Genomic DNA, 19213 nt, shown 5'->3' on the forward strand with positions numbered 1-19213 from the left:
CCTACGTCGCCTGACAGACGGGGCACCAGAACAGGTTTCGCGCCTGCATCGTCGAGTGCAGGATCTCGGCTCCGCACACGCGGCACGGGAGGCCTTCCCTGCGGTAGACGTACGAACGCGGTCGGCGGGCACCGTAGGTGTCGCCGTGATCGTCCTCGGGCCGGATGGTGATGATGCGACCGCGTCGGACACCGATGGCCATGAGGTCCACGAGATCGAGCCAGATGGCGTCCCACTCGGCTCGGTCGAGGTCCTTTCCGGGCCGCATCGGGTTGATCTCGTGCCGGAAGAGGATCTCGGCGCGGTAGACGTTGCCGACGCCGGCGAGCACCTTCTGATCCATCAGCAACGTGCCGATGGCCGTGCGTGACTTGGATATTCGTGCCCAGGCCGCATCCGGGTCGGCGTCCTTGCGGAGCGGGTCCGGCCCCAGACGCGCCAGGAGGGCGTCGACCTGCTGCTCGGTGTACATCTCGCAGGCCGTGGGGCCGCGGAGGTCGGCACCGTACTTCTCCCCCACGATGCGCAGACGCACCGCACCCACCGGATCGTCCAAAGGCACAGCGTGTTCGGTGAACTTTCCGTACAGGCCGAGGTGAATGTGCACGATCAGGTCGGATTCGTAGCGGTGCAGCAGATGCTTGCCCCACGCCTCGGCCTTCTCGAGGACGAGGCCGTCGATCAGCGCGGCACCGGAAACGAACCGTCCCTGGGGACTGCTCGCCTCCACCGGTGCCCCGCCGAACCGACGTTGATGCAACCGAGCGAGTCGGTGCAGGGTATGCCCTTCGGGCACTTACTCGGGCTTTCCCGGAACCTCGGGTGCTTCGCCGCTGCGCTCGTACTCGGACAGGATGTCGATGCGACGCTGGTGGCGCTCCTCGCCCGAGAACGGGGTGCCGAGGAACGCGTCGACGATGGCCAGTGCTTCGGGCAACGTGTGCATGCGGCCGCCGATGCCGATGAGCTGCGCATCGTTGTGTTCGCGAGCCAACTTTGCCGTCTCGACGCTCCACGCGAGGGCACAGCGTGCGCCCGGCACCTTGTTCGCGGCGATCTGCTCGCCGTTTCCGGATCCGCCGAGCACGAGGCCGCGGCTGCCCGGATCGGCGACGACGCGACGTGCTGCGTCGATGCAGAAGGCCGGGTAGTCGTCGACAGGGTCGTAGTCGAAGGCACCGCAGTCGACGGGCTCGTGCCCGGTTGCCGTCAGGTGTTCGATGATCTGATTCTTGAACTCGAGGCCGGCGTGGTCGGCACCCAGGTATACGCGCATGCCTAGAGTCTGACAGGTGATGTCACGAGCCGAGAAATTCGCCGGTGTCGACGGCGCGAAGGGTGCGTGGGTGGTCGCATTGTTCGACGGCACGAGAGTGACGTGGACGGCCTGCTCCTCCGTCTCCGACGTGTTGGAGCACACCCGAGACTGCGCGCGAGTGGGCGTCGACATGCCGCTGTCGCTACCCGTGGACGGTTATCGCGTCAGCGAACTGGAGGCGAAGAAGTTCCTGGGGACGGCGCGCAGTTCGATCTTTCACACCCCGGTCGCGGATGTTCTGGGCGCGGTGTCGTACGAACAGGCGTGCTCGATCTCGCGGTCGAAGACCGGCAAGGCGATCAGTAAACAAACGTGGCACATCTTGCCCGCGGTCCGGGCGTGGCGAGATTCGGACTTCGATCCGGAACGGTACGTCGAAGTGCATCCCGAATGCTCGTTCAGGGCGATGTCACCGACCACGGTCTACGCATCGAAGAAGACCGGCCGCGGCGTCGGGCAACGGTTGGCCGCACTGACACGATGGACCGGGGATCTCGATCTGGACGACCTGCCGAACGGGCCGCTCGTCGACGACATCCTCGATGCCGCCGCAGCGGCGTGGTCGGCCAGGCGCTTCCATCTGGGCGAGCATCTGACGTTCGGCACCGACAACGGCTCGGATCGAATCGTCGCCTGATCCCCCGTGCGTGAACCAGCCCCTCGTGCGTGAAAGTTCGGATCCTGCTACGAGTTTCCACGCACGAGGGTCTCGCGATCAGTCGAACTGCGGGTCCTCGTTGCGGGTGCGCTTGAGCTCGAAGAAGTGCGGGTACGCCGCGAAGATCACCGACGCGTCCCACAACTTGCCTGCCTCTTCACCGCGTGGAATCCGCGAGAGCACAGGGCCGAAGAACGCCACGCCGTTGACATGAATGGTGGGAGTGCCCACGTCGGGGCCGACCTTGTCCATTCCTGCGTGGTGGCTGGTGCGCAGGTCCTCGTCGTAATCGGTGCTCTCGGCTGCCGAGGCGAGATCGGCGGGCAAGTCGAGTTCGGCCAAGGACTCTCGGATGACGACGTCGAAATCCTTGTTGCCCTCGTTGTGGATTCGCGTGCCCATGGCCGCGTACAGCGGCGCGAGGATCTCGTCGCCGTTGCTCTTCGCCGCGGCGATCGCCACCCGCACCGGACCCCACGCCTTCTTCATCATCGCGGCGTACTCCTCGGGCAGGTCGCGGCCCTCGTTGAGGACGGCCAAGCTCATGACGTGGAAATTGACGTCGATGTCGCGCACCTGCTGGACCTCGAGAATCCAACGTGAGGTGATCCAGCACCATGGGCACAGCGGGTCGAACCAAAAATCAGCGGTGTCTTTCTGTCCTGAACCGGCCACTGTCTGCTCCTCGAAAGTCGATGTCGCTGTCTCTTCATGTCGTAACACCCGGCCACCGCGCGGACATTCCACGCGACCCGTCAGCCAGCGCGCGACACGGCGGACGTGATGGGATGGACGGCACTACCCATAACTACACGAAGAGGTGTCGACTGAAGTGGTTGCTCCCAACCTGACGCGTGACCAAGCCTCCGAGCGCTCGGCGATCATCGGGGAAACGAAGTACGCGATCGTTCTCGATCTCACCGACGGCGAGGGCAATCCCGGCGAGAAGACGTTCCGCTCGCTCACCACCATCACGTTCGCCGCGACCGCCGGAGCGTCGACTTTCGTGGACATCGTCGCAGGCACCATCCGGTCGGCGACGCTCAACGGCACAGCGCTCGACACGACGAACTACGACGAGTCGACGGGGCTGGCGCTGGTCGATCTCGCCGAACACAACGAGCTCGTGGTCGATGCCGACTGCGTCTACTCGCACACCGGCGAAGGCCTGCACCGTTTCGTCGATCCGTCGGACGGTTCGGTGTACCTGTACTCGCAGTTCGAGACTGCGGACGCCAAGCGCATGTTCGCGTGCTTCGATCAACCCGATCTCAAGGCCACGTTCGACCTGAAGGTCACCGCTCCCGAGAGCTGGACCGTCATCTCCAACGCAGCGCACGGCGCCGAGCCGGCCGCAGGTGAGCACGTGTTCGATACGACTCCGCTGATGAGCACATACCTGGTTGCTCTGATCGCCGGTCCCTACGCCGAGTGGACCGATTCGTACACCGACGATCACGGCACCATCCCTCTCGGAATCTACTGCCGCGCATCGCTTGCCGAACACATGGATGCCGAGCGACTGTTCACCGAGACGAAGCAGGGTTTCGGTTTCTACCACGAGAACTTCGGCACCCCGTATGCGTTCGGCAAGTACGACCAGCTGTTCGTGCCCGAATTCAACGCCGGAGCCATGGAGAACGCCGGGGCCGTCACGTTCCTCGAGGATTACGTCTTCCGGTCCAAGGTGACGCGGTACTCCTACGAGCGACGCGCTGAGACCGTGCTGCACGAGATGGCGCACATGTGGTTCGGCGATCTGGTGACGATGACGTGGTGGGACGACCTGTGGCTCAACGAGTCGTTCGCGACGTTCGCCTCCGTGTTGTGCCAGTCCGAGGCGACCGAGTACACCAACGCGTGGACGACGTTCGCCAACGTCGAGAAGGCCTGGGCATACCGACAGGACCAGCTGCCCTCGACGCACCCCATCGCCGCGGACATCCCCGATCTGGCCGCCGTGGAGGTCAACTTCGACGGCATCACGTACGCCAAGGGTGCCAGCGTGCTCAAGCAGCTGGTTGCGTACGTCGGTAAGGAAGACTTCCTGGCCGGGTTGCGGGCCTACTTCGTCGATCACGCGTTCGCCAACGCAACGTTCTCGGATCTGCTTGCGGCACTGGAGAAGTCATCGGGTCGCGATCTCTCCGATTGGGGTGCGCAGTGGCTGCGGACCACCGGCCTGAATACTCTGAGCCCCGATTTCGATGTGGACTCGGAGGGCAAGTTCACCCGGTTCGCAGTGTCGCAGACCGGCGCAGCACCGGGCGCGGGCGAGCATCGCGTACACCGCATCGCGATCGGCATCTACGACGATGTCGACGGCAAGTTGGTGCGTACCGACCGCGTCGAGCTGGACCTCGATGCTGCCGAATCGACGAATGTCGAAGCGCTCGTAGGTGTTTCGCGCGGCAAGCTCGTGCTGGTCAACGACGACGACCTGACGTATTGCGCAGTGCGGCTCGATCCGGATTCGCTCGGTGTTCTCGTCGATCGGATCGGCGACATCGCCGAGTCGCTCCCCCGCACTCTCGCCTGGTCGGCCGCATGGGAAATGACTCGGTCCGCCGAGATGAAGGCACGCGACTTCGTGGCTCTGGTCCAGCGCGGAATCGGTAGCGAGACCGAAGTGGGTGTGGTGCAACGCCTTCTGCTCCAGGCGCAGACGGCTGTCACCAGCTACGCCGATCCGGCGTGGGCGGCCGAACACGGAGTCCCGGAGTTCGCCGACGCAGTGCTCGAGCTGGCCCGCGGTGCCGAGTCGGGCTCGGATCACCAGTTGGCGTTCGTCAACGCCCTCACCGGTACCGAACTCAGCGAGCGCCATGTCGAGGTATTGCGCGCCCTCCTGGACGGTGACGCCCAGGGGCAGTCCTTGGCCGGACTCGACATCGATACGGATCTGCGGTGGCGCATCGTCACCGCTCTTGCGGCGGCCGGAGCCATCGATGCCGAGGGGCTCGATTCGCCGGTCATCGATGCGGAAGCCGAGAAGGACAACACCGCCGCCGGAGCGCGGTCGGCTGCCGCTGCACGAGCTGCGCGTCCCAGTGCCGAGGTGAAGGAGCGGGCATGGACGACCGTCGTCGACGACGACGCGGTTCCGAACATCACGGCGCGGTCGATCATCGGTGGTTTCGCGGGCCCCGGCCAGGGCGAACTGCTCGAGCCGTACGTCGACCGCTACTTCGAGGCGATCGACGGCGTGTGGGCTCGTCGATCGAGTGAAGTCGCACAGACCGTCGTGGTGGGCCTCTACCCATCGTGGTCGATCAGCGAGCAGTCGTTGGCCGCAGCCGACAGGTTCCTCGAAGGCGACCTTCCACCTGCTCTGCGCCGACTGGTGATCGAAGGCCGGGCCGGAGTCGTTCGGGCACTCGCGGCCCGGGCATACGACGCAGGCTGATACAGGCACACAAACGACGAGGGCCGGTTGCGTCTCACCCGCGAAGGTGAGATGCAACCGGCCCTCGTCGTCGCCGGAACCGCCGGCCGAGAACTACGGGGATGGAGCGCGACGAGCTACGGCGCGAGGATGGATGCTGCCATCACGCGGACAGAGGTCACGAGACCGTCGATGAGGTTGCCGTCGCGGAACGGGCCGAGCGCAGCGGTGACGCCGAGCTGAGCAACCCGATCGGTAGCACGGTTCGAGACCCGCTTTCCGGTGCGGATCTCGAGCGCGTGCCGGTTGGGGTCGACAGCGATCAGAACCGAACGAATCGCATCGGGGGTGCCGGGGAAGACCGAATCCGCTCCCGCAGCCGGATCGACTCCCAGGTCACCGACGTAGATGTTGAACCGAATCTTCGTCTTCCGGGTCGCCTCGCTCAGTGCGTCGTCGAGCGCGACCAGATCCTGCGTCGCGAAAGGCAGGTGCTCCGGGCTCGGCGTGCCGAACTCGTGTGCCACCGATACGCGACCACTCGCCGTCAGCGCAGCCCCGAACGGCAGGTCCTCTTCTCGGACGTGACCGCCACGTACCAGCTCACCACTTGCCACTTGCAGCACCTCCGATCGAATCGGCTGTGTCCGCGTCGTGCGATCCGTGGCCTCCGAACGGAGTCACCTCGTCCGTAGCGCTCCACAGCAATGGCTCGCGCGTCCACTCGTCCGTCAGCCGGTACGGAGCGACGTCCATCCCCGGCTGCTTGTCGGTCAAGTAGGACAGCGCGCCGACGATTCCGATCACCGCAACCGGAATCACCCCGAATATCAGCGTGGTCTCCAAAATGCTCACGGGGTGTGACGTTAGTCGACAATTGCCCGTCGGACCACGTCGGGGCCGGTGTTGTGACCGAAAAGAGCCAACGACCGACAGTCAGGCAGCACCTTCGCCGAGGTACGCCAACCAGCTCGGGTCCAACTCCTTGGTCGTCGCCAGCAGACGCCAGTGCGGGCCCTTCGGCGGCACGAGCTGGGCTCGCAACGTCCACCCGATCTCACTGAGCAGCTTGTCCGCCTTGCGGTGATTGCAGGAGGCGCAGCACGCCACGCAGTTCTCCCACGAGTGGCCGCCGCCGCGGCTGCGAGGCACGACGTGATCGACGGTCTCGGCCTTGCTGCCGCAATAGGCGCAGCGGAATCTGTCGCGATGCATCAGTGCCGCGCGCGTCATCGGCACCCGCGCTCGATAGGGAACTCGGACGAACGTCCGCAATCGAATCACCGACGGCACCTGGACGGAGTAATCGGCCGACCGGATGAACGGCCCCTCCGGATCGTCGTGAATCACGTCGGCCTTGCCGCAAACGAGAAGAACCACCGCCCGGCGCATCGGAAGCGCGGTCAGTGGTTCGAAAGTTGCGTTGAGGAGCAGCACACGGCGCTTGACCCACGCCGGCACGGCGTCGTCACCCGTGGCGTTGTGGGCCGTCGGCACCACGCGCAGCGGAGAAGCCCCCGAGGCCGTCTCACGCTGGTCGTGCGTGGTGCGGCCCTCAGTGGGCGGGAGTTGTCGGTGGCGGTGTTGAGAGTTCTTCATGTATTACTCCATGGAGTGTCGGCGCCCGCGCATGGCTTGCGTGGAACACGGTTCACAGTGGAACACGAATACACCGCCCGCGCACAGCCTTTTTCTGCGCATTTTCTGTTGCCGATCGGTGAACATTCCGGTTTCCGATCGGCGAGTTCGAGGATCGATACCGCTATGCGCTGCGTGACTGGCAAGATTTCTGTGTCTCCGTAGACTTTTCGGGTGGCTGTATCAACCCTTCTGTCCGTATCGCCGTTACCCGAACCTTCGCTGCTGCGAGAGCTCGACACCCGAGCATTCGAACTGACCGACACCGGACGCGACTGGCTGGTCGACCGTCCGTTGCAGATCCTCGGATATCTGGTTCTGGCGATCGTGCTCAGGCTCGTGTTGCACCGAATGATCGACCGCTTCACTCGACACGACGCCGGCCGATCACCTGCACTTCTCCGGCCGTTACGCGACCGGTCCTCGGGAACGGTGAAGGGCGAGATACTCAACGAACGGCGCAGACAGCGGGCCAACACGATCGGTTCGGTACTCCGATCTGCGGTGTCGGTCATGATCCTGACCTGGTTCGTGCTGTCGGTGCTCGACGTCGTGGGTGTGAACGTCGCCCCGTTCATCGCGTCGGCGGGGATCGTCGGTGTCGCCCTCGGTTTCGGTGCGCAGAACCTCGTCCGCGACTTCCTGTCTGGAATCTTCATGCTTCTCGAGGATCAGTACGGGGTCGGCGACGTCGTCGATCTCGGTGAGGCGATCGGCACGGTCGAAAGCGTGGGATTGCGCGTCACCACGATCAGAGATGTCAACGGCACCGTGTGGTACTGCCGAAACGGTGAAGTTCTGCGGGTGGGCAACATGAGCCAAGGGTTCGCGGTAGCTGTCCTCGACCTCCCCGTCTCCCACACGGCCAACATCGACGAGGCCTGCGCGGTGGCCGAGAGAACCACCAACGAGGTCGTGGACTCCGGCGACTTCGACAGTGACATCCTCGAACCCCCGGAGATGCTCGGCGTCAATGCCGTCAGCGCCGATACCGTGACCATCCGGATCACGATCAAGACCCGACCCGGCCGCCAATGGGCGGTGCAGCGTCGCCTCCACCGCGACATCCTGCAGTCGTTCGACGATGCCGGTATCAAAGCCCCGTATGCGCTGGGCCGTCCGGGTGGGGTTGCAGTCGAGAGCAGCAGCTGAGGGACAATGAGCGTGACCGACGCCGACGAGGAACGAACAGAGAGAGTGTGATGACCGAACCGCAGCAGACGTTCTACGACGCGGTCGGCGGTGCGGAGACGTTCCGGTTGCTCACGGCGAAGTTCTACGAGGAAGTGGCCAAGGACGAGATCGTGCGGCCCCTGTATCCAGAGGAGGACCTGGCACCGGCCGAACGGCGGATGCGAATGTTCCTCGAGCAGTACTGGGGCGGGCCTCGTACGTACTCCGACGAACGTGGTCATCCACGATTGCGGATGCGTCACAACCCGTTTCGGATCGGGCCGCTCGAACGTGACGCCTGGCTTCGATGCATGCACATCGCGATCGCCTCGATCGACCCGGCGGTCCTCGATTCTGCGCACCGAACGCAACTCGTCGACTACATGGAGATGGCCGCCAATTCGATGATGAACTCGGCAATCTGAGAGCTACGGCGTCACGTACTACGGCGTCACGTACTACAGCGTCACGAACTACAGCGATGCGCCTCGCCGCGGGCCCGCTGCGCCACCTCTGAGGCGGCCGAGCCGTCGGCGGAGCGAGCCGGCTACCCCGAGCACGAAGCTCAGCGGCGCGGGCAGGTGCTGCCGCAAGATGGCGTGCTTACGCACGTAGTTGTCAACGCGCCATTCCGACCATGTGCCGGCGCGGAACAACGCCGCGTCGCCGGCGACCAGAGTCCGGGGCGCGTGATCTTCGCTGGACACCACGACCGACCCGTCCATGATGTGGACGATCTCGTCGACCGCGAAGTACCACCGAAAGCGTCCGGCCGTGCAATCCCACACATTGGTGGTCGTGGTGCCGTCGGTACTCCTGGACCACTCCGCGACGCGAGCCCGCGGGTTTCCCTCGAGGATCCACGTGGGTTCGATGGGACTGTCGGAGAGCGAAACATCTTCCAGCCGCACGGCTTCTATGGTCGAGGTTCTCATGGTGTCGTCGCGTCCTCACCGTCGGGCGCGGCGCCGGCCGCTGCACGTTTTACGTTGCAGAACATACAACACTTTCCAAACGTGCGGATACGTGTCGGTCATGTGAATGAGCACAATCCTTTACCTTCGGATCGACCGCCAGTGCAGGGTGCCGGGTGCACCCCAGCGCCCTCGAATCGTTCGCAGCCCATTCGTTTGGCACTATTGCCAGTTGTGACCGATCCGATCGAAAGCACCGAGTTGTCGTGGTGGCAGGACGCCGTCTTCTACCAGATCTATCCCCGGTCGTTCGCAGATGCGAACGGTGACGGAATCGGTGATCTCGACGGCATCAGAGACAAGCTCGGCTACCTCGAATTGCTCGGTATCGACGCCATCTGGATCGGACCGATCACGCGGTCGCCCATGGCCGATCACGGCTACGACGTTTCCGACCCCCGCGACATCGACCCCATGTTCGGCAGTCTCGAGATCTTCGACGCGTTGCTCGACGAGGCGCACGCCCGCGACATCAAGGTCACGATGGATCTGGTGCCCAATCACACCAGTAACGAACACCGGTGGTTCCAGGCGGCTCTGAACGCCCCTCGTGGCAGCGCCGAGCGAGCGCGCTACATCTTTCGAGACGGGCTCGGCGACGACGGTTCGCGGCCGCCGAACAACTGGCCGAGCATCTTCGGGGGTCCCGCCTGGACGCGAGTCGACGAGAAGGACGGCTCCCCCGGTCAGTGGTACCTGCACATCTTCGCGCCCGAACAACCGGATCTGAACTGGGACAACCCCGAGGTCTTCGACGACTTCGCGCGCACACTTCGGTTCTGGCTGGACCGAGGCGTCGACGGATTTCGACTCGACGTCGCCCACGGCATGGCAAAACCTGCCGAGCTGGCCGACATGAGCCTCGAGTTCAACGCACTGATGAAGAACGACGACGACGATCCCCGGTTCAACAACCCCCGAGTCCACGAACTGCACCGCCGCATCAGAGCCGTCATGAACGAATACCCCCACGCGGTGACGGTCGGCGAGATCTGGGTCCAGGACAACGTCCGGTTCTCCGAATACATCCGCCCCGACGAGCTGCACCTGGGCTTCAACTTCCGCTTGGCCAGTGTCGATTTCGACGCCGAGACCATCCGCGATGCGATCTCCAACTCGCTCGCGGCCGTCGAACTGGTCGGCGGCACCCCGACGTGGACACTGTCGAACCACGACGTCGAACGCGAGGTCACCAGATACGGCGACGGAGACCTGGGCTACCACCGGGCCCGGGCCATGATTCTCGTCGAATTGGCCCTTCCTGGAACAATTTTCGTATACAACGGTGCCGAGCTCGGGCTACCGAACGTGCAGCTGCCCGACAGCGCCCTGCAGGACCCGGTGTGGGAGCGGTCCGGGCACACCGAGCGCGGACGCGACGGCTGCCGAGTCCCCATGCCGTGGGAGGGTGATGCCCCTCCGTTCGGGTTCTCCACCACCGATCGCACCTGGTTGCCGATGCCGCCGGAGTGGAAGGGGCTGACCGCCGAGGCGCAGCTCGAAGAGGTCGATTCGATGCTCAGCCTGTACCGCACGGCGTTCGAATTGCGCACCCTGCGGCCGGAGTTCACCGGCGGCGGAATCGATTGGTACGGTGCCCCTCCCGGGTGCCTGGCCTTCCGGCGCCGCGGGGGCTTGATCTGCGCCCTCAACGCCTCCGACGAGTCGATCCCACTCCCACCCGGCGAAGTGTTGCTGACCAGCACTCCGCTGGTCGACGGGATGCTTCCCGCGAACGCGGCCGCCTGGCTCGTCTGAGCCGGCCGGCCGGCTCGTCCGAACCGGCCGACCGGCCACGCTCAGCGTTCGACGGTGAGCGACAACTGTTGGCCCGGGCGGCGAACGAACACCGACCCGAACCTGGCATCGAGGCGCAACCACACCTTGGTGGCGCGTACTCGTACCACCTCTGCGGCGGCGATCCTCTCCGGGTCGACGTCGATCGTCAACGGATCGTTACCGTCGTGCGGCACGAAACCCATTGCGGTCAAAGCGAATACGGTGCGCATGGTGACCGAGACGTCGTCGCCGTCACCGGTCACGTGCAACACCTGCTGTTCGAGCAACGAGCTCGGCGGCCCGTGACTGCTGCCGTGTTCCTTCGCCAGTGCGGCACCGCGCTGTGCGAGTCCGATGAGCACCCGCGCGGGGACGTCGTCGAGATGCTCGAATCCGCCGTCGGGAGGAAGGGTGCCACGCCACGCGGAGTCCATCGAGAAGCCCGGGTCGATCACGCCGTCGTCCGCGTTCTGCAGTGCGGACACCAACACATCGGCACCCGCACTGGTGTCGTCGGGCACGATGGTTCCCGCAATCACACGCGCGGCGAGCGCATCGAAACCGGTTGCCGCCCAACACGACACGCCCCCGCCGGCCCGAGTGCGCAACCGAACGACAGCAGCCTCGTCCAAGCGCAATGCCCTGCTGCAGAACGTCTGGAGGTTCTCCCGCTCGACCGCATCGGGAACGGTCAGAACGCGCTCATACACGCTGCCAACTCACCAGGAACTCGCGCTCGGCGGGAGTGAGCCGACGCAGTCGCTGCGCGTCGATGTCGAACGCCGCGATCTGCGTCGACGCCACCACCGCTGCCGGAGTATCCAGCGACGCCCCGCGTGCCCGCACCTCGTACCCCACGACGAAGTCCACCGCGCGGACCGCATCGATCCACATGAAGACGTCGAGGGGTCCGTCCTCGTGTCGCAGCTGGCCGCGATACTTCACGTGCAGATCGGCAATGACGGCACCGTGACGCAGATTCGCAGTCGGCCTGCCGTCCACCAGCAGCCACGGGATCCGCGCCTCTTCGAGCAACGTCACCATTCGCGCGTGGTTGATGTGTTGATACACATCCATATCCGACCACCGCACATCCACAGCGGCGTGAAAGCCCACCCGCTCGGTGGCGGGTCGCTTGTCGGACAGATGGTCGTCGGGCACACTCACGCGCTTACTACCTCTTCTCGATCGAACGGAAGTTCCATGGTGTCAGGGAACCATGTTTCTCACCTGTCGGGCGGCAACCGAGAGTGTGGCCAGGTCCAGCGTCCCCGTCTCGGCGATCTCGGTGAGCGCTGCACGCGAGCGGGCCAACCGCGACGAATTGGTCGATTCCCATTCGGCGATCTTCTCCGTGACCGACTCGTCCGGTTCGCCCGCGGCCAACACGGCCTTGGTGATTCCGCGAAGGGAGGCGTACAGATCGTCACGAAGAGCCAAGCGCGCCAACGAATGCCATCGATCGCCGCGGGCAAGCTTCGAGACCGCGGTGAGCAACCAGTCGATGCCGATGTGCGCGTCGAGCGCGAAGTAGAGCTCGGCCACCTCCGCCCCGTCCCGGTCGACGATGTCGGCGATATCGATGATGTCGAGCAAGCAGTACACGTCGAGCAAGCCGTAGATCCGACGTGCCAGCTCGGCCGGAGCACCTCGTTCCATCGCGGCCCCCGAACGCCGGTCCAAATCGACCGCCTGGTGACCGGAGATCCACGACGCGACCCGCGGCTGCAGAGCGCGAACCTGCCCGGCATAGCGACTGATCTCGGCCCCGACCGCCAACGGCTGCGGCCGATTGGCCAACAGCCACCGGGATACTCGATCGAGCATGCGACGCGATTCGAGCAGCAGCTCGGCGGACACTGCGGTGGGTACGTCGGCCGCACGAATCGAATCCCACACCTCGTCGAGGCCGAAGATTTCGGTGGCCGCGGCGAACGCGCGAATGGCGTCGGTGCCTGCGGCACCGGAGTCCTCGGTCAACCGATACGGGTAGGTGATTCCACCACAGTCGATGGCCTCGTTGGCGAGCGTCGTCGCCACCAGTTGACGCCGTAGCGGATGCGCCTTGATGGCATCTGCGTACGGATCCCGCAGTGGCTCGGGGAAATACTTGGGTAGCCGGGGGGCGAAGACGTCGCTGTCGGGAAGCTCGCTGTCGAGCAGTTCAGCTTCCAGTGCCAATTTCACGTGCGCCATCAACGTCGCGAGTTCCGGCGACGTCAGTCCACGCCCGTCTTGCTTGCGACGACGGAGATCGGCCTCGGTGGGCAGAGCCTCGAGCTCCCGGTCGAGCCCTCGACGCGTCTCCAGATCCTCGATGACCCGGCTGTGCACCGTCACCAGATGTGGTGCGTCGAATCTGGACGTACCGAGCAACTCGTTCTGCATGATGTTGTCCCACAACACCAATCGCCCGACCTCGTCGGTCATGGACGCAAGCAGCTCATCGCGGTCTTCGCGCGCCAGGTTTCCGTTGGTGATGGCAGTCTCGAGCAGGATCTTGATGTTGACTTCGTGATCGGAACAGTCGACGCCCGCCGAGTTGTCGACGGCGTCGGTGTTGATCTTGCCGCCGGCTGCGGCGTACTCGATCCTGCCCAGTGCGGTGGCACCGAGGTTTCCGCCCTCCCCCACCACGGCCGCCCGCACATCCACGCCGTCGACCCGCACTGCATCGTTGGCCTTGTCGCCGACTTCGGCGTTGCTCTCACTGGAAGCCTTGATGTAGGTGCCGATTCCGCCGTTCCACAGCAGATCGGCGGGAGCCTTCAGGATCGCGTTCACCAACTCTGGTGGTGACAGTGCAGCAACCGATTCGTCCAACCCGAGGGCCGAACGTGCTGCGGCGCTGATGGGTACGGATTTGCGGGTCCGCTCCCACACCCCTCCGCCGGCACTGATGAGCGAGGTGTCGTAGTCCGCCCACGACGACCGCGGCAGGGCGAACAAGCGCTCCCGCTCGGCGAACGACGACTCCCGATCGGGGTCGGGGTCGAGAAAGATGTGCCGGTGGTCGAACGCCGCGAGCAAGCGAATGTGTCGGCTCAGCAGCATGCCGTTACCGAATACGTCTCCGCTCATGTCGCCGACGCCGACGACCGTGAAATCCTGACTCTGCGTGTCGATTCCGAGCTCACGGAAGTGCCGCTTGACGCTCTCCCACGCACCCTTCGCGGTGATTCCCATGGCTTTGTGGTCGTATCCGGCGGATCCACCGGACGCGAACGCGTCACCGAGCCAGAATCCGTACTCGGCAGCGATGCCGTTGGCCATGTCGGAGAAGGTCGCGGTGCCCTTGTCCGCCGCGACGACGAGGTAGGTGTCGTCTCCGTCGCGGCGCACCACCCCGGTAGGGACCGATACCGACCCGGTGGCGCGGTCGAGATTGTCGGTGATGTCGAGCAACCCGGCAATGAACAGTCGGTAGCAGGCTTTGCCTTCCTCGGCGTATGCCTGTCGATCTCGGTCGGCTTCACCGGTGGTCACCGGAGGACGCTTGACGACGAATCCACCCTTGGCCCCGACGGGCACGATGACTGCGTTCTTGACCATCTGAGCCTTGGCGAGCCCGAGAATCTCCGTCCGGAAGTCCTCCCGTCGATCGGACCAGCGCAACCCGCCTCGGGCCACCGCACCGAACCTCAGATGCACCCCCTCGACGCGCGGGGAATACACGAAGATCTCGAACGTGGGCTTCGGTTTGGGCAGCTCTGCGATGGATTGCGGGTCGAACTTGAGCGAGAGGTACGGGCGATGTGCACCGTCGGATCCCACCACGAAGTGGTTGGTGCGCAACGTCGCTCGAATGAGCTCGAACATGCTGCGCAGAATGCGGTCGGCATCGAGGCTGACGACCTCGTCGATCAGCTCGCCGAGCTGGGTTCCGATGGCCTGCGCGTCCGCCTCGGCACTGGTCTCGGGGTCGAACTGCGCCTCGAACAGTCCGACGAGCAGCCGCGCGGTACGCGGATGCGCCAGGAGGACGCCCTCGATGTTGAACTGACTGTAGGGAAAACCCGCCTGCCGCAGGTACTTGGCGTATGCACGCAACACCACGGCCTGCCGCCAGTGCAGACCTGCACGCATCACCAGTTCGTTGAAACGATCCGCTTCTGCCGCGCCGCTCCACACGGCCGCGAATGCGTCGGTGAATCGATGCTGGACCCGGCTCTCGCGATCGGCCGTGCCTGCCTCGGACAGCTCGGCGTCGAGGTCCCCGTCGATGGCCGAGCGCAACATCTCACGCGAGGCGGAGAGACCGAAATCGTATATCCAGCAAGACATTCCGTCCGGACGCACCACCGGGTACGGCCGCTCGTCGTCGACCTCCACACCGAGACTCTGCAGAATGGGCAACACCTGGGACAGTGATACGCCCGCACCGCCGATGTACAGCGAGAAGCGCCAACTCCCCACGGCCGAACGCTCGTTTCGGTAGAGCTGCATGTCGATCGCTTCGTCGCCGAGTGCTTCGAGGCGGGCAATGTCCGTGACGGCCCTGGCCGGACTGAAGTCCTGCTTGTACGCCTCGGGAAAAGCCTCGGTGTAGCGCTGAATGCGCGCCGGGTCGACGGCTCGGTCGAGGGACACGGCGTCACCCAACGAGTCCTCCCACGTTCGGGTGGTCTCGGTCAGCGCCGCTTCGATCCGGGTGATGTCGTCGGCGGACAGGTGGGGAGAGACAGTGCCCGGTGCGCGGCGCACCGTCACGTGCAGCAGCGCGAGATCCGATTCGGTGACGCGTGCGGTGTAGTCGAGCGAGGTACCACCGAGCTCTCGGAGCAGTCGGTCCTGGATCGCGAGTCGGACGCGAGTGGTGTAGCGATCTCGCGGCAGGTACACCAGAGCACTGACGAAGGACCCACACGCATCGGGTCGCACGAACAGCTTGACCTTGCGCCGGCGACCCAGCGCCAGAACAGCACTCGCCGTTTCGAACAGCCACGAAGCAGAGGTCGCGAACAGTTCCGACCGCGGCATCGACTGCAGCACCTCGAGCATGGCCTGGCCGGAGAAGGACCCGAGATCATGGCCGGCCTTGGCGATCACCGACCGCACTCGACGCTCGATCACCGGAATGTCGAGGACGTTCTCGTGCAGCGCGGTGACGGTGAAGACTCCGACGAATCGATGCTCGGCGGAGTCGTCGGCGTCGATCACACTGACGAAATAGGGGTAGACAGCACGATGAACCGTGGCGGGGTTCGGACCCTGCGTCAGAGCAACCAGGTCGCGCTCACCGACCGGTTCGGGTCCGTCTCCATGTTGACCGGCATCGCGCAGCACACCCAGGCTGCTCGATTCCACACCGGTTGCGGTTCGGTCACCGTCGCTACCGTCGATCGTGTATCTCCGGTAACCCAGCAAGGTGTAATGGCCGTCGCCCAGCCAACGCAGCAAGGCAGCCGCATCCCGGTGTGCGACGGCTGCTTCGGAATCGAGGTCGCCGGACGCCGCGGCGACACCGTCCAACCGATCGGCCACGGCAGCCTGCACGCGACGCATCTCGTCGGTGTCGCCGACGACCTGACGCACATCGGCGAGTACTCGACTCGTCTCCTCTTCCAACTGCGCGACGGCATCGTCGGAGGTGGACGGGTGCAGCTGGACGTGTATCCAGGATTCGGCGATGCCGGCCGAGCTCAGCCCGACGAGCACTCCTTCTGCGTTCCGATCGACGGAGAGAATGGGATGGACCACGTCGGTGTATTCGATGCCGAGACGCGAGAGCAGCGACATGATCGATTCGACCAGCAACGGCATGTCGTCGGTGACGATTTGTAGGTAGCTTCCCGCAGCCTGCTGTGCTGCAGACTCGTTCGGTCGATGGACCGCCACTTTCGCCGTCCCCGGCAGCCGCCGCTCTGCGGCGAGCCGAACGTGCCGTCGGAAAGAGGTGATGTCGGGGGTATGCGCGGACACTGCGACCGCAGTGGCGTCGGTGTGCTCGAAATACTCCGTACGCAATGTCGCCAACTCGGCCACAAGCCTGTCGTCGAGCCGGTCGGCCCAGTCGTCGTCGGTCAGGTCAAGCGAGCGTGACATTGTTTTCGAGTACTCCCTCGTGAGGATTTCCCGACGCCCGCCGATCGCCGGTCGTCGATGACCCCTCGACCCTAGTGCGGGTGACCCCGCAACCGCAGAGATCTCGGGAACCAGCGCGTCAGGCCGATCCGGCAGTCAGGACGAATCGCTGTGTAGATACTCGCTCAGTGCAGTTCGTTCGTGTTCGCGCAGCGGCCTGGACGAGGAGGTGTCGAGATCGAAGGCCACCATCAGTGCCTCCGCGTCTGCACACACCGTTCCGTTTCGATCGGTGACGACGTGCCGAACGCCGTACGAGGTGGTCCCGATACGAGTGATCCACAGCTCGATCACCAGCGGGCCGGAGTCGTCCAGGATCGGGTGCAAGAAGTTGGTGGTCAACGTACGAACCACCACCGCGCCGCGACCTTTCGAGCCCCCCAGGACCGCGTTCAGAAACTGAACGCGGCCTTCCTGAAGGTACTCGACGAACCGGGTGTTGTTGACGTGCCCGAGGCGGTCGGAATCACCCCACCGCACCTGAAGTGTGCAGGTGAAGGTCTGTGCCGACATGTCAGTCTCGGGTCAGCTTCCGGTGCGTGACGCGGTGGGGACGCGCCGCGTCGGGGCCGAGCCGCTCGACCTTGTTGGCCTCGTAGCCCTCGAAGTTGCCCTCGTACCAGTACCAGGCAGCCTCGTTGTCTCCGAAGCCACCTTCCCACGCCAGGATGTGGGTGCAGGTGCGGTCCAGGAACCACCGGTCGTGCGAGATGACCACGGCGCAACCGGGGAATTCCTCGAGCGCGTTCTCGAGCGATCCGAGTGTCTCGACGTCGAGGTCGTTGGTCGGCTCGTCGAGCAGGATCAGGTTGCCACCCTGCTTGAGCGTCATTGCCAGATTCAGACGGTTGCGCTCACCGCCGGAGAGAACTCCAGCGGGCTTCTGCTGATCGTGGCCCTTGAATCCGAACGAGCTGATGTACGCGCGCGACGGGAATTCCGAGTTGCCCACGGTGATGAAGTCCAGGCCGTCGGAGACCGTTTCCCAGACCGTCTTCTTCGAGTCGATGCCGGAGCGGTTCTGGTCGACGTAGCTGAGCTTGACGGTCTGCCCGATCTTCACCTCGCCGCCGTCCGGCTCCTCGAGCCCGACGATGGTCTTGAACAGTGTCGTCTTACCGACACCGTTGGGTCCGATAACGCCGACGATTCCGTTGCGCGGCAACGTGAAGGACAGATCCTTGATCAGCACGCGGCCGTCGAAGCCCTTATCGAGGCTCTTGACCTCGACCACGACGTCGCCGAGGCGCGGCGGGTTGGGGATCTGGATCTCGTCGAAGTCGAGCTTCCTGGTCTTCTCGGCCTCGGCCACCATCTCGTCGTAGCGAGCCAGACGAGACTTGCTCTTGGCCTGGCGAGCCTTGGCACCGGAGCGAACCCAGGCGAGTTCGTCCTTGAGTCGCTTCTGCAGCTTCTGGTCCTTCTTGCCCGAGACCTCGAGGCGCTCGGCCTTCTTCTCCAGGTAGGTCGAGTAGTTGCCCTCGTACGGGTACAGATGTCCGCGGTCGACCTCGGCGATCCACTGCGCGACGTGGTCGAGGAAGTACCGGTCGTGAGTCACGGCGAGAATGGCACCGGCGTAGGCGGCCAAGTGCTGCTCGAGCCACAGCACACTCTCGGCGTCGAGGTGGTTGGTCGGCTCGTCGAGCAGCAACAGGTCGGGCTTGCTGAGCAGCAACTTGCACAGGGCGACGCGACGCTTCTCACCACCGGAGAGGTTGGTGACCGGGGACTCGGGCGGCGGGCAGCGCAGCGCGTCCATCGCCTGTTCGAGCTGCGAGTCGATCTCCCAGGCGTCGGCGTGGTCGAGCTTCTCCTGCAGCTCGCCCATCTCTTCCATGAGCTCGTCGGAGTAGTCGGTTGCCATCAGCTCGGCGATCTCGTTGTAGCGCTTGAGCTGGACCATCGTCTCGCCGAGGCCGTCCTCGACGTTCTCGCGAACGGTCTTGGTGTCGTCGAGAATCGGCTCCTGCATGAGAATGCCGACCGAGGCACCGGGAGCGAGGAACGCCTCACCGTTTCCGGGCTGATCGATTCCCGCCATGATCTTGAGGATGCTCGACTTACCGGCGCCGTTCGGGCCGACGACGCCGATCTTCGCTCCCGGGTAGAAGCTCATCGTCACGTCGTCGAGGATCACTTTGTCGCCGTGCGCCTTGCGCACCTTCTTCATGGTGTAAATGAATTCAGCCATGCCGCCCAGC

General features: G+C 64.7%; 17 protein-coding genes. 5 read left to right on the top strand and 12 right to left on the bottom strand.

Annotation, left to right across the window (positions count from 1 at the left end):
- Position 1: 1 nt before the first annotated feature.
- Together J1M81_RS14165 and J1M81_RS14170 are read right to left on the bottom strand one after the other, a co-directional pair.
- Complete coding sequence (locus J1M81_RS14165) at positions 2–796, bottom strand: Fpg/Nei family DNA glycosylase (protein WP_206498214.1); 795 nt, start codon at positions 794–796, stop codon at positions 2–4.
- Positions 797–1276: a ribose-5-phosphate isomerase gene (locus J1M81_RS14170; RefSeq protein ID WP_032374451.1), complete on the bottom strand. Its 480-nt coding sequence runs from the start codon at positions 1274–1276 to the stop codon at positions 797–799.
- A 19-nt stretch (positions 1277–1295) separates the two neighbouring features.
- Here J1M81_RS14170 and J1M81_RS14175 point away from each other — a divergent pair, with 19 nt between their 5' ends.
- Positions 1296–1955 (top strand): DUF429 domain-containing protein, encoded by a 660-nt coding sequence (locus tag J1M81_RS14175; RefSeq protein WP_206498260.1) that lies wholly within the window; start codon positions 1296–1298, stop codon positions 1953–1955.
- Between the two features lie 78 nt (positions 1956–2033).
- On the opposite strand, the gene J1M81_RS14180 is transcribed toward J1M81_RS14175, so the two are convergent.
- The gene (locus J1M81_RS14180) at positions 2034–2651 is read right to left on the bottom strand and encodes a DsbA family protein (RefSeq protein WP_032370209.1); all 618 of its coding nucleotides are present in this window, start codon (positions 2649–2651) and stop codon (positions 2034–2036) included.
- A gap of 157 nt (positions 2652–2808) precedes the next feature.
- Here J1M81_RS14180 and pepN point away from each other — a divergent pair, with 157 nt between their 5' ends.
- Positions 2809–5382: an aminopeptidase N gene (gene pepN / locus J1M81_RS14185; RefSeq protein ID WP_206498215.1), complete on the top strand. Its 2574-nt coding sequence runs from the start codon at positions 2809–2811 to the stop codon at positions 5380–5382.
- Positions 5383–5498: 116 nt separating this feature from the next.
- Here the strand turns inward: pepN and J1M81_RS14190 are convergent, their stop codons facing one another.
- The 3 genes from J1M81_RS14190 to J1M81_RS14200 all read right to left on the bottom strand — a co-directional run bounded on the left by J1M81_RS14190 (position 5499) and on the right by J1M81_RS14200 (position 6960).
- On the bottom strand, positions 5499–5978 hold the full coding sequence (locus J1M81_RS14190) for a DUF5130 family protein (RefSeq protein ID WP_027497586.1): 480 nt from the start codon (positions 5976–5978) through the stop codon (positions 5499–5501).
- Entirely contained in the window at positions 5965–6216 is a 252-nt protein-coding gene (locus J1M81_RS14195; protein WP_027497587.1) for a hypothetical protein, read from the bottom strand. The genes J1M81_RS14190 and J1M81_RS14195 overlap by 14 nt, the downstream gene beginning before the upstream one ends.
- Before the next feature lie 81 nt (positions 6217–6297).
- Positions 6298–6960: an HNH endonuclease gene (locus J1M81_RS14200; RefSeq protein WP_174557300.1), complete on the bottom strand. Its 663-nt coding sequence runs from the start codon at positions 6958–6960 to the stop codon at positions 6298–6300.
- 231 nt (positions 6961–7191) lie between these two features.
- Here J1M81_RS14200 and J1M81_RS14205 point away from each other — a divergent pair, with 231 nt between their 5' ends.
- Both J1M81_RS14205 and J1M81_RS14210 read left to right on the top strand, forming a co-directional pair.
- Positions 7192–8151, top strand: a complete 960-nt coding sequence (locus J1M81_RS14205; protein WP_045841372.1) for a mechanosensitive ion channel family protein — start codon at positions 7192–7194, stop codon at positions 8149–8151.
- 50 nt (positions 8152–8201) lie between these two features.
- Entirely contained in the window at positions 8202–8597 is a 396-nt protein-coding gene (locus tag J1M81_RS14210; protein ID WP_027497590.1) for a globin, read from the top strand.
- A 48-nt stretch (positions 8598–8645) separates the two neighbouring features.
- On the opposite strand, the gene J1M81_RS14215 is transcribed toward J1M81_RS14210, so the two are convergent.
- Positions 8646–9107, bottom strand: a complete 462-nt coding sequence (locus tag J1M81_RS14215; protein ID WP_032370207.1) for a cupin domain-containing protein — start codon at positions 9105–9107, stop codon at positions 8646–8648.
- Positions 9108–9296: 189 nt separating this feature from the next.
- On the opposite strand from J1M81_RS14215, the gene J1M81_RS14220 reads away from it, so the two are divergent.
- Positions 9297–10904 (top strand): glycoside hydrolase family 13 protein, encoded by a 1608-nt coding sequence (locus tag J1M81_RS14220; RefSeq protein WP_371831955.1) that lies wholly within the window; start codon positions 9297–9299, stop codon positions 10902–10904.
- 41 nt (positions 10905–10945) lie between these two features.
- Here the strand turns inward: J1M81_RS14220 and J1M81_RS14225 are convergent, their stop codons facing one another.
- The 5 genes from J1M81_RS14225 to ettA all read right to left on the bottom strand — a co-directional run bounded on the left by J1M81_RS14225 (position 10946) and on the right by ettA (position 19203).
- Complete coding sequence (locus J1M81_RS14225) at positions 10946–11635, bottom strand: hypothetical protein (protein ID WP_094644326.1); 690 nt, start codon at positions 11633–11635, stop codon at positions 10946–10948.
- Positions 11628–12092 (bottom strand): thioesterase family protein, encoded by a 465-nt coding sequence (locus tag J1M81_RS14230; protein WP_045841282.1) that lies wholly within the window; start codon positions 12090–12092, stop codon positions 11628–11630. Before J1M81_RS14230 ends, J1M81_RS14225 begins: the two co-directional genes overlap by 8 nt.
- Before the next feature lie 42 nt (positions 12093–12134).
- On the bottom strand, positions 12135–16970 hold the full coding sequence (locus J1M81_RS14235; RefSeq protein WP_206498216.1) for an NAD-glutamate dehydrogenase: 4836 nt from the start codon (positions 16968–16970) through the stop codon (positions 12135–12137).
- 135 nt (positions 16971–17105) lie between these two features.
- Entirely contained in the window at positions 17106–17522 is a 417-nt protein-coding gene (locus tag J1M81_RS14240; RefSeq protein WP_027497596.1) for a thioesterase family protein, read from the bottom strand.
- 1 nt (position 17523) lies between these two features.
- Positions 17524–19203, bottom strand: a complete 1680-nt coding sequence (gene ettA, locus J1M81_RS14245) for an energy-dependent translational throttle protein EttA (protein WP_027497597.1) — start codon at positions 19201–19203, stop codon at positions 17524–17526.
- Positions 19204–19213: the final 10 nt, after the last annotated feature.

Origin of the sequence: Rhodococcus sp. KRD175 (assembly GCF_017168275.1) — a bacterium.
In the GTDB taxonomy this organism is placed as follows: domain Bacteria; phylum Actinomycetota; class Actinomycetes; order Mycobacteriales; family Mycobacteriaceae; genus Rhodococcoides; species Rhodococcoides fascians.

What these genes read in the sequence shown, in the direction of transcription:
- J1M81_RS14175 (WP_206498260.1), top strand. Translation starts at nt 1,296, where the DNA reads ATGTCACGAGCCGAGAAATTCGCCGGTGTCGACGGCGCGAAGGGTGCG.
- ettA (WP_027497597.1), bottom strand. Translation starts at nt 19,203, where the DNA reads ATGGCTGAATTCATTTACACCATGAAGAAGGTGCGCAAGGCGCACGGC.
- J1M81_RS14235 (WP_206498216.1), bottom strand. Translation starts at nt 16,970, where the DNA reads ATGTCACGCTCGCTTGACCTGACCGACGACGACTGGGCCGACCGGCTC.
- J1M81_RS14200 (WP_174557300.1), bottom strand. Translation starts at nt 6,960, where the DNA reads ATGAAGAACTCTCAACACCGCCACCGACAACTCCCGCCCACTGAGGGC.
- J1M81_RS14210 (WP_027497590.1), top strand. Translation starts at nt 8,202, where the DNA reads ATGACCGAACCGCAGCAGACGTTCTACGACGCGGTCGGCGGTGCGGAG.
- J1M81_RS14215 (WP_032370207.1), bottom strand. Translation starts at nt 9,107, where the DNA reads ATGAGAACCTCGACCATAGAAGCCGTGCGGCTGGAAGATGTTTCGCTC.
- J1M81_RS14240 (WP_027497596.1), bottom strand. Translation starts at nt 17,522, where the DNA reads ATGTCGGCACAGACCTTCACCTGCACACTTCAGGTGCGGTGGGGTGAT.
- J1M81_RS14170 (WP_032374451.1), bottom strand. Translation starts at nt 1,276, where the DNA reads ATGCGCGTATACCTGGGTGCCGACCACGCCGGCCTCGAGTTCAAGAAT.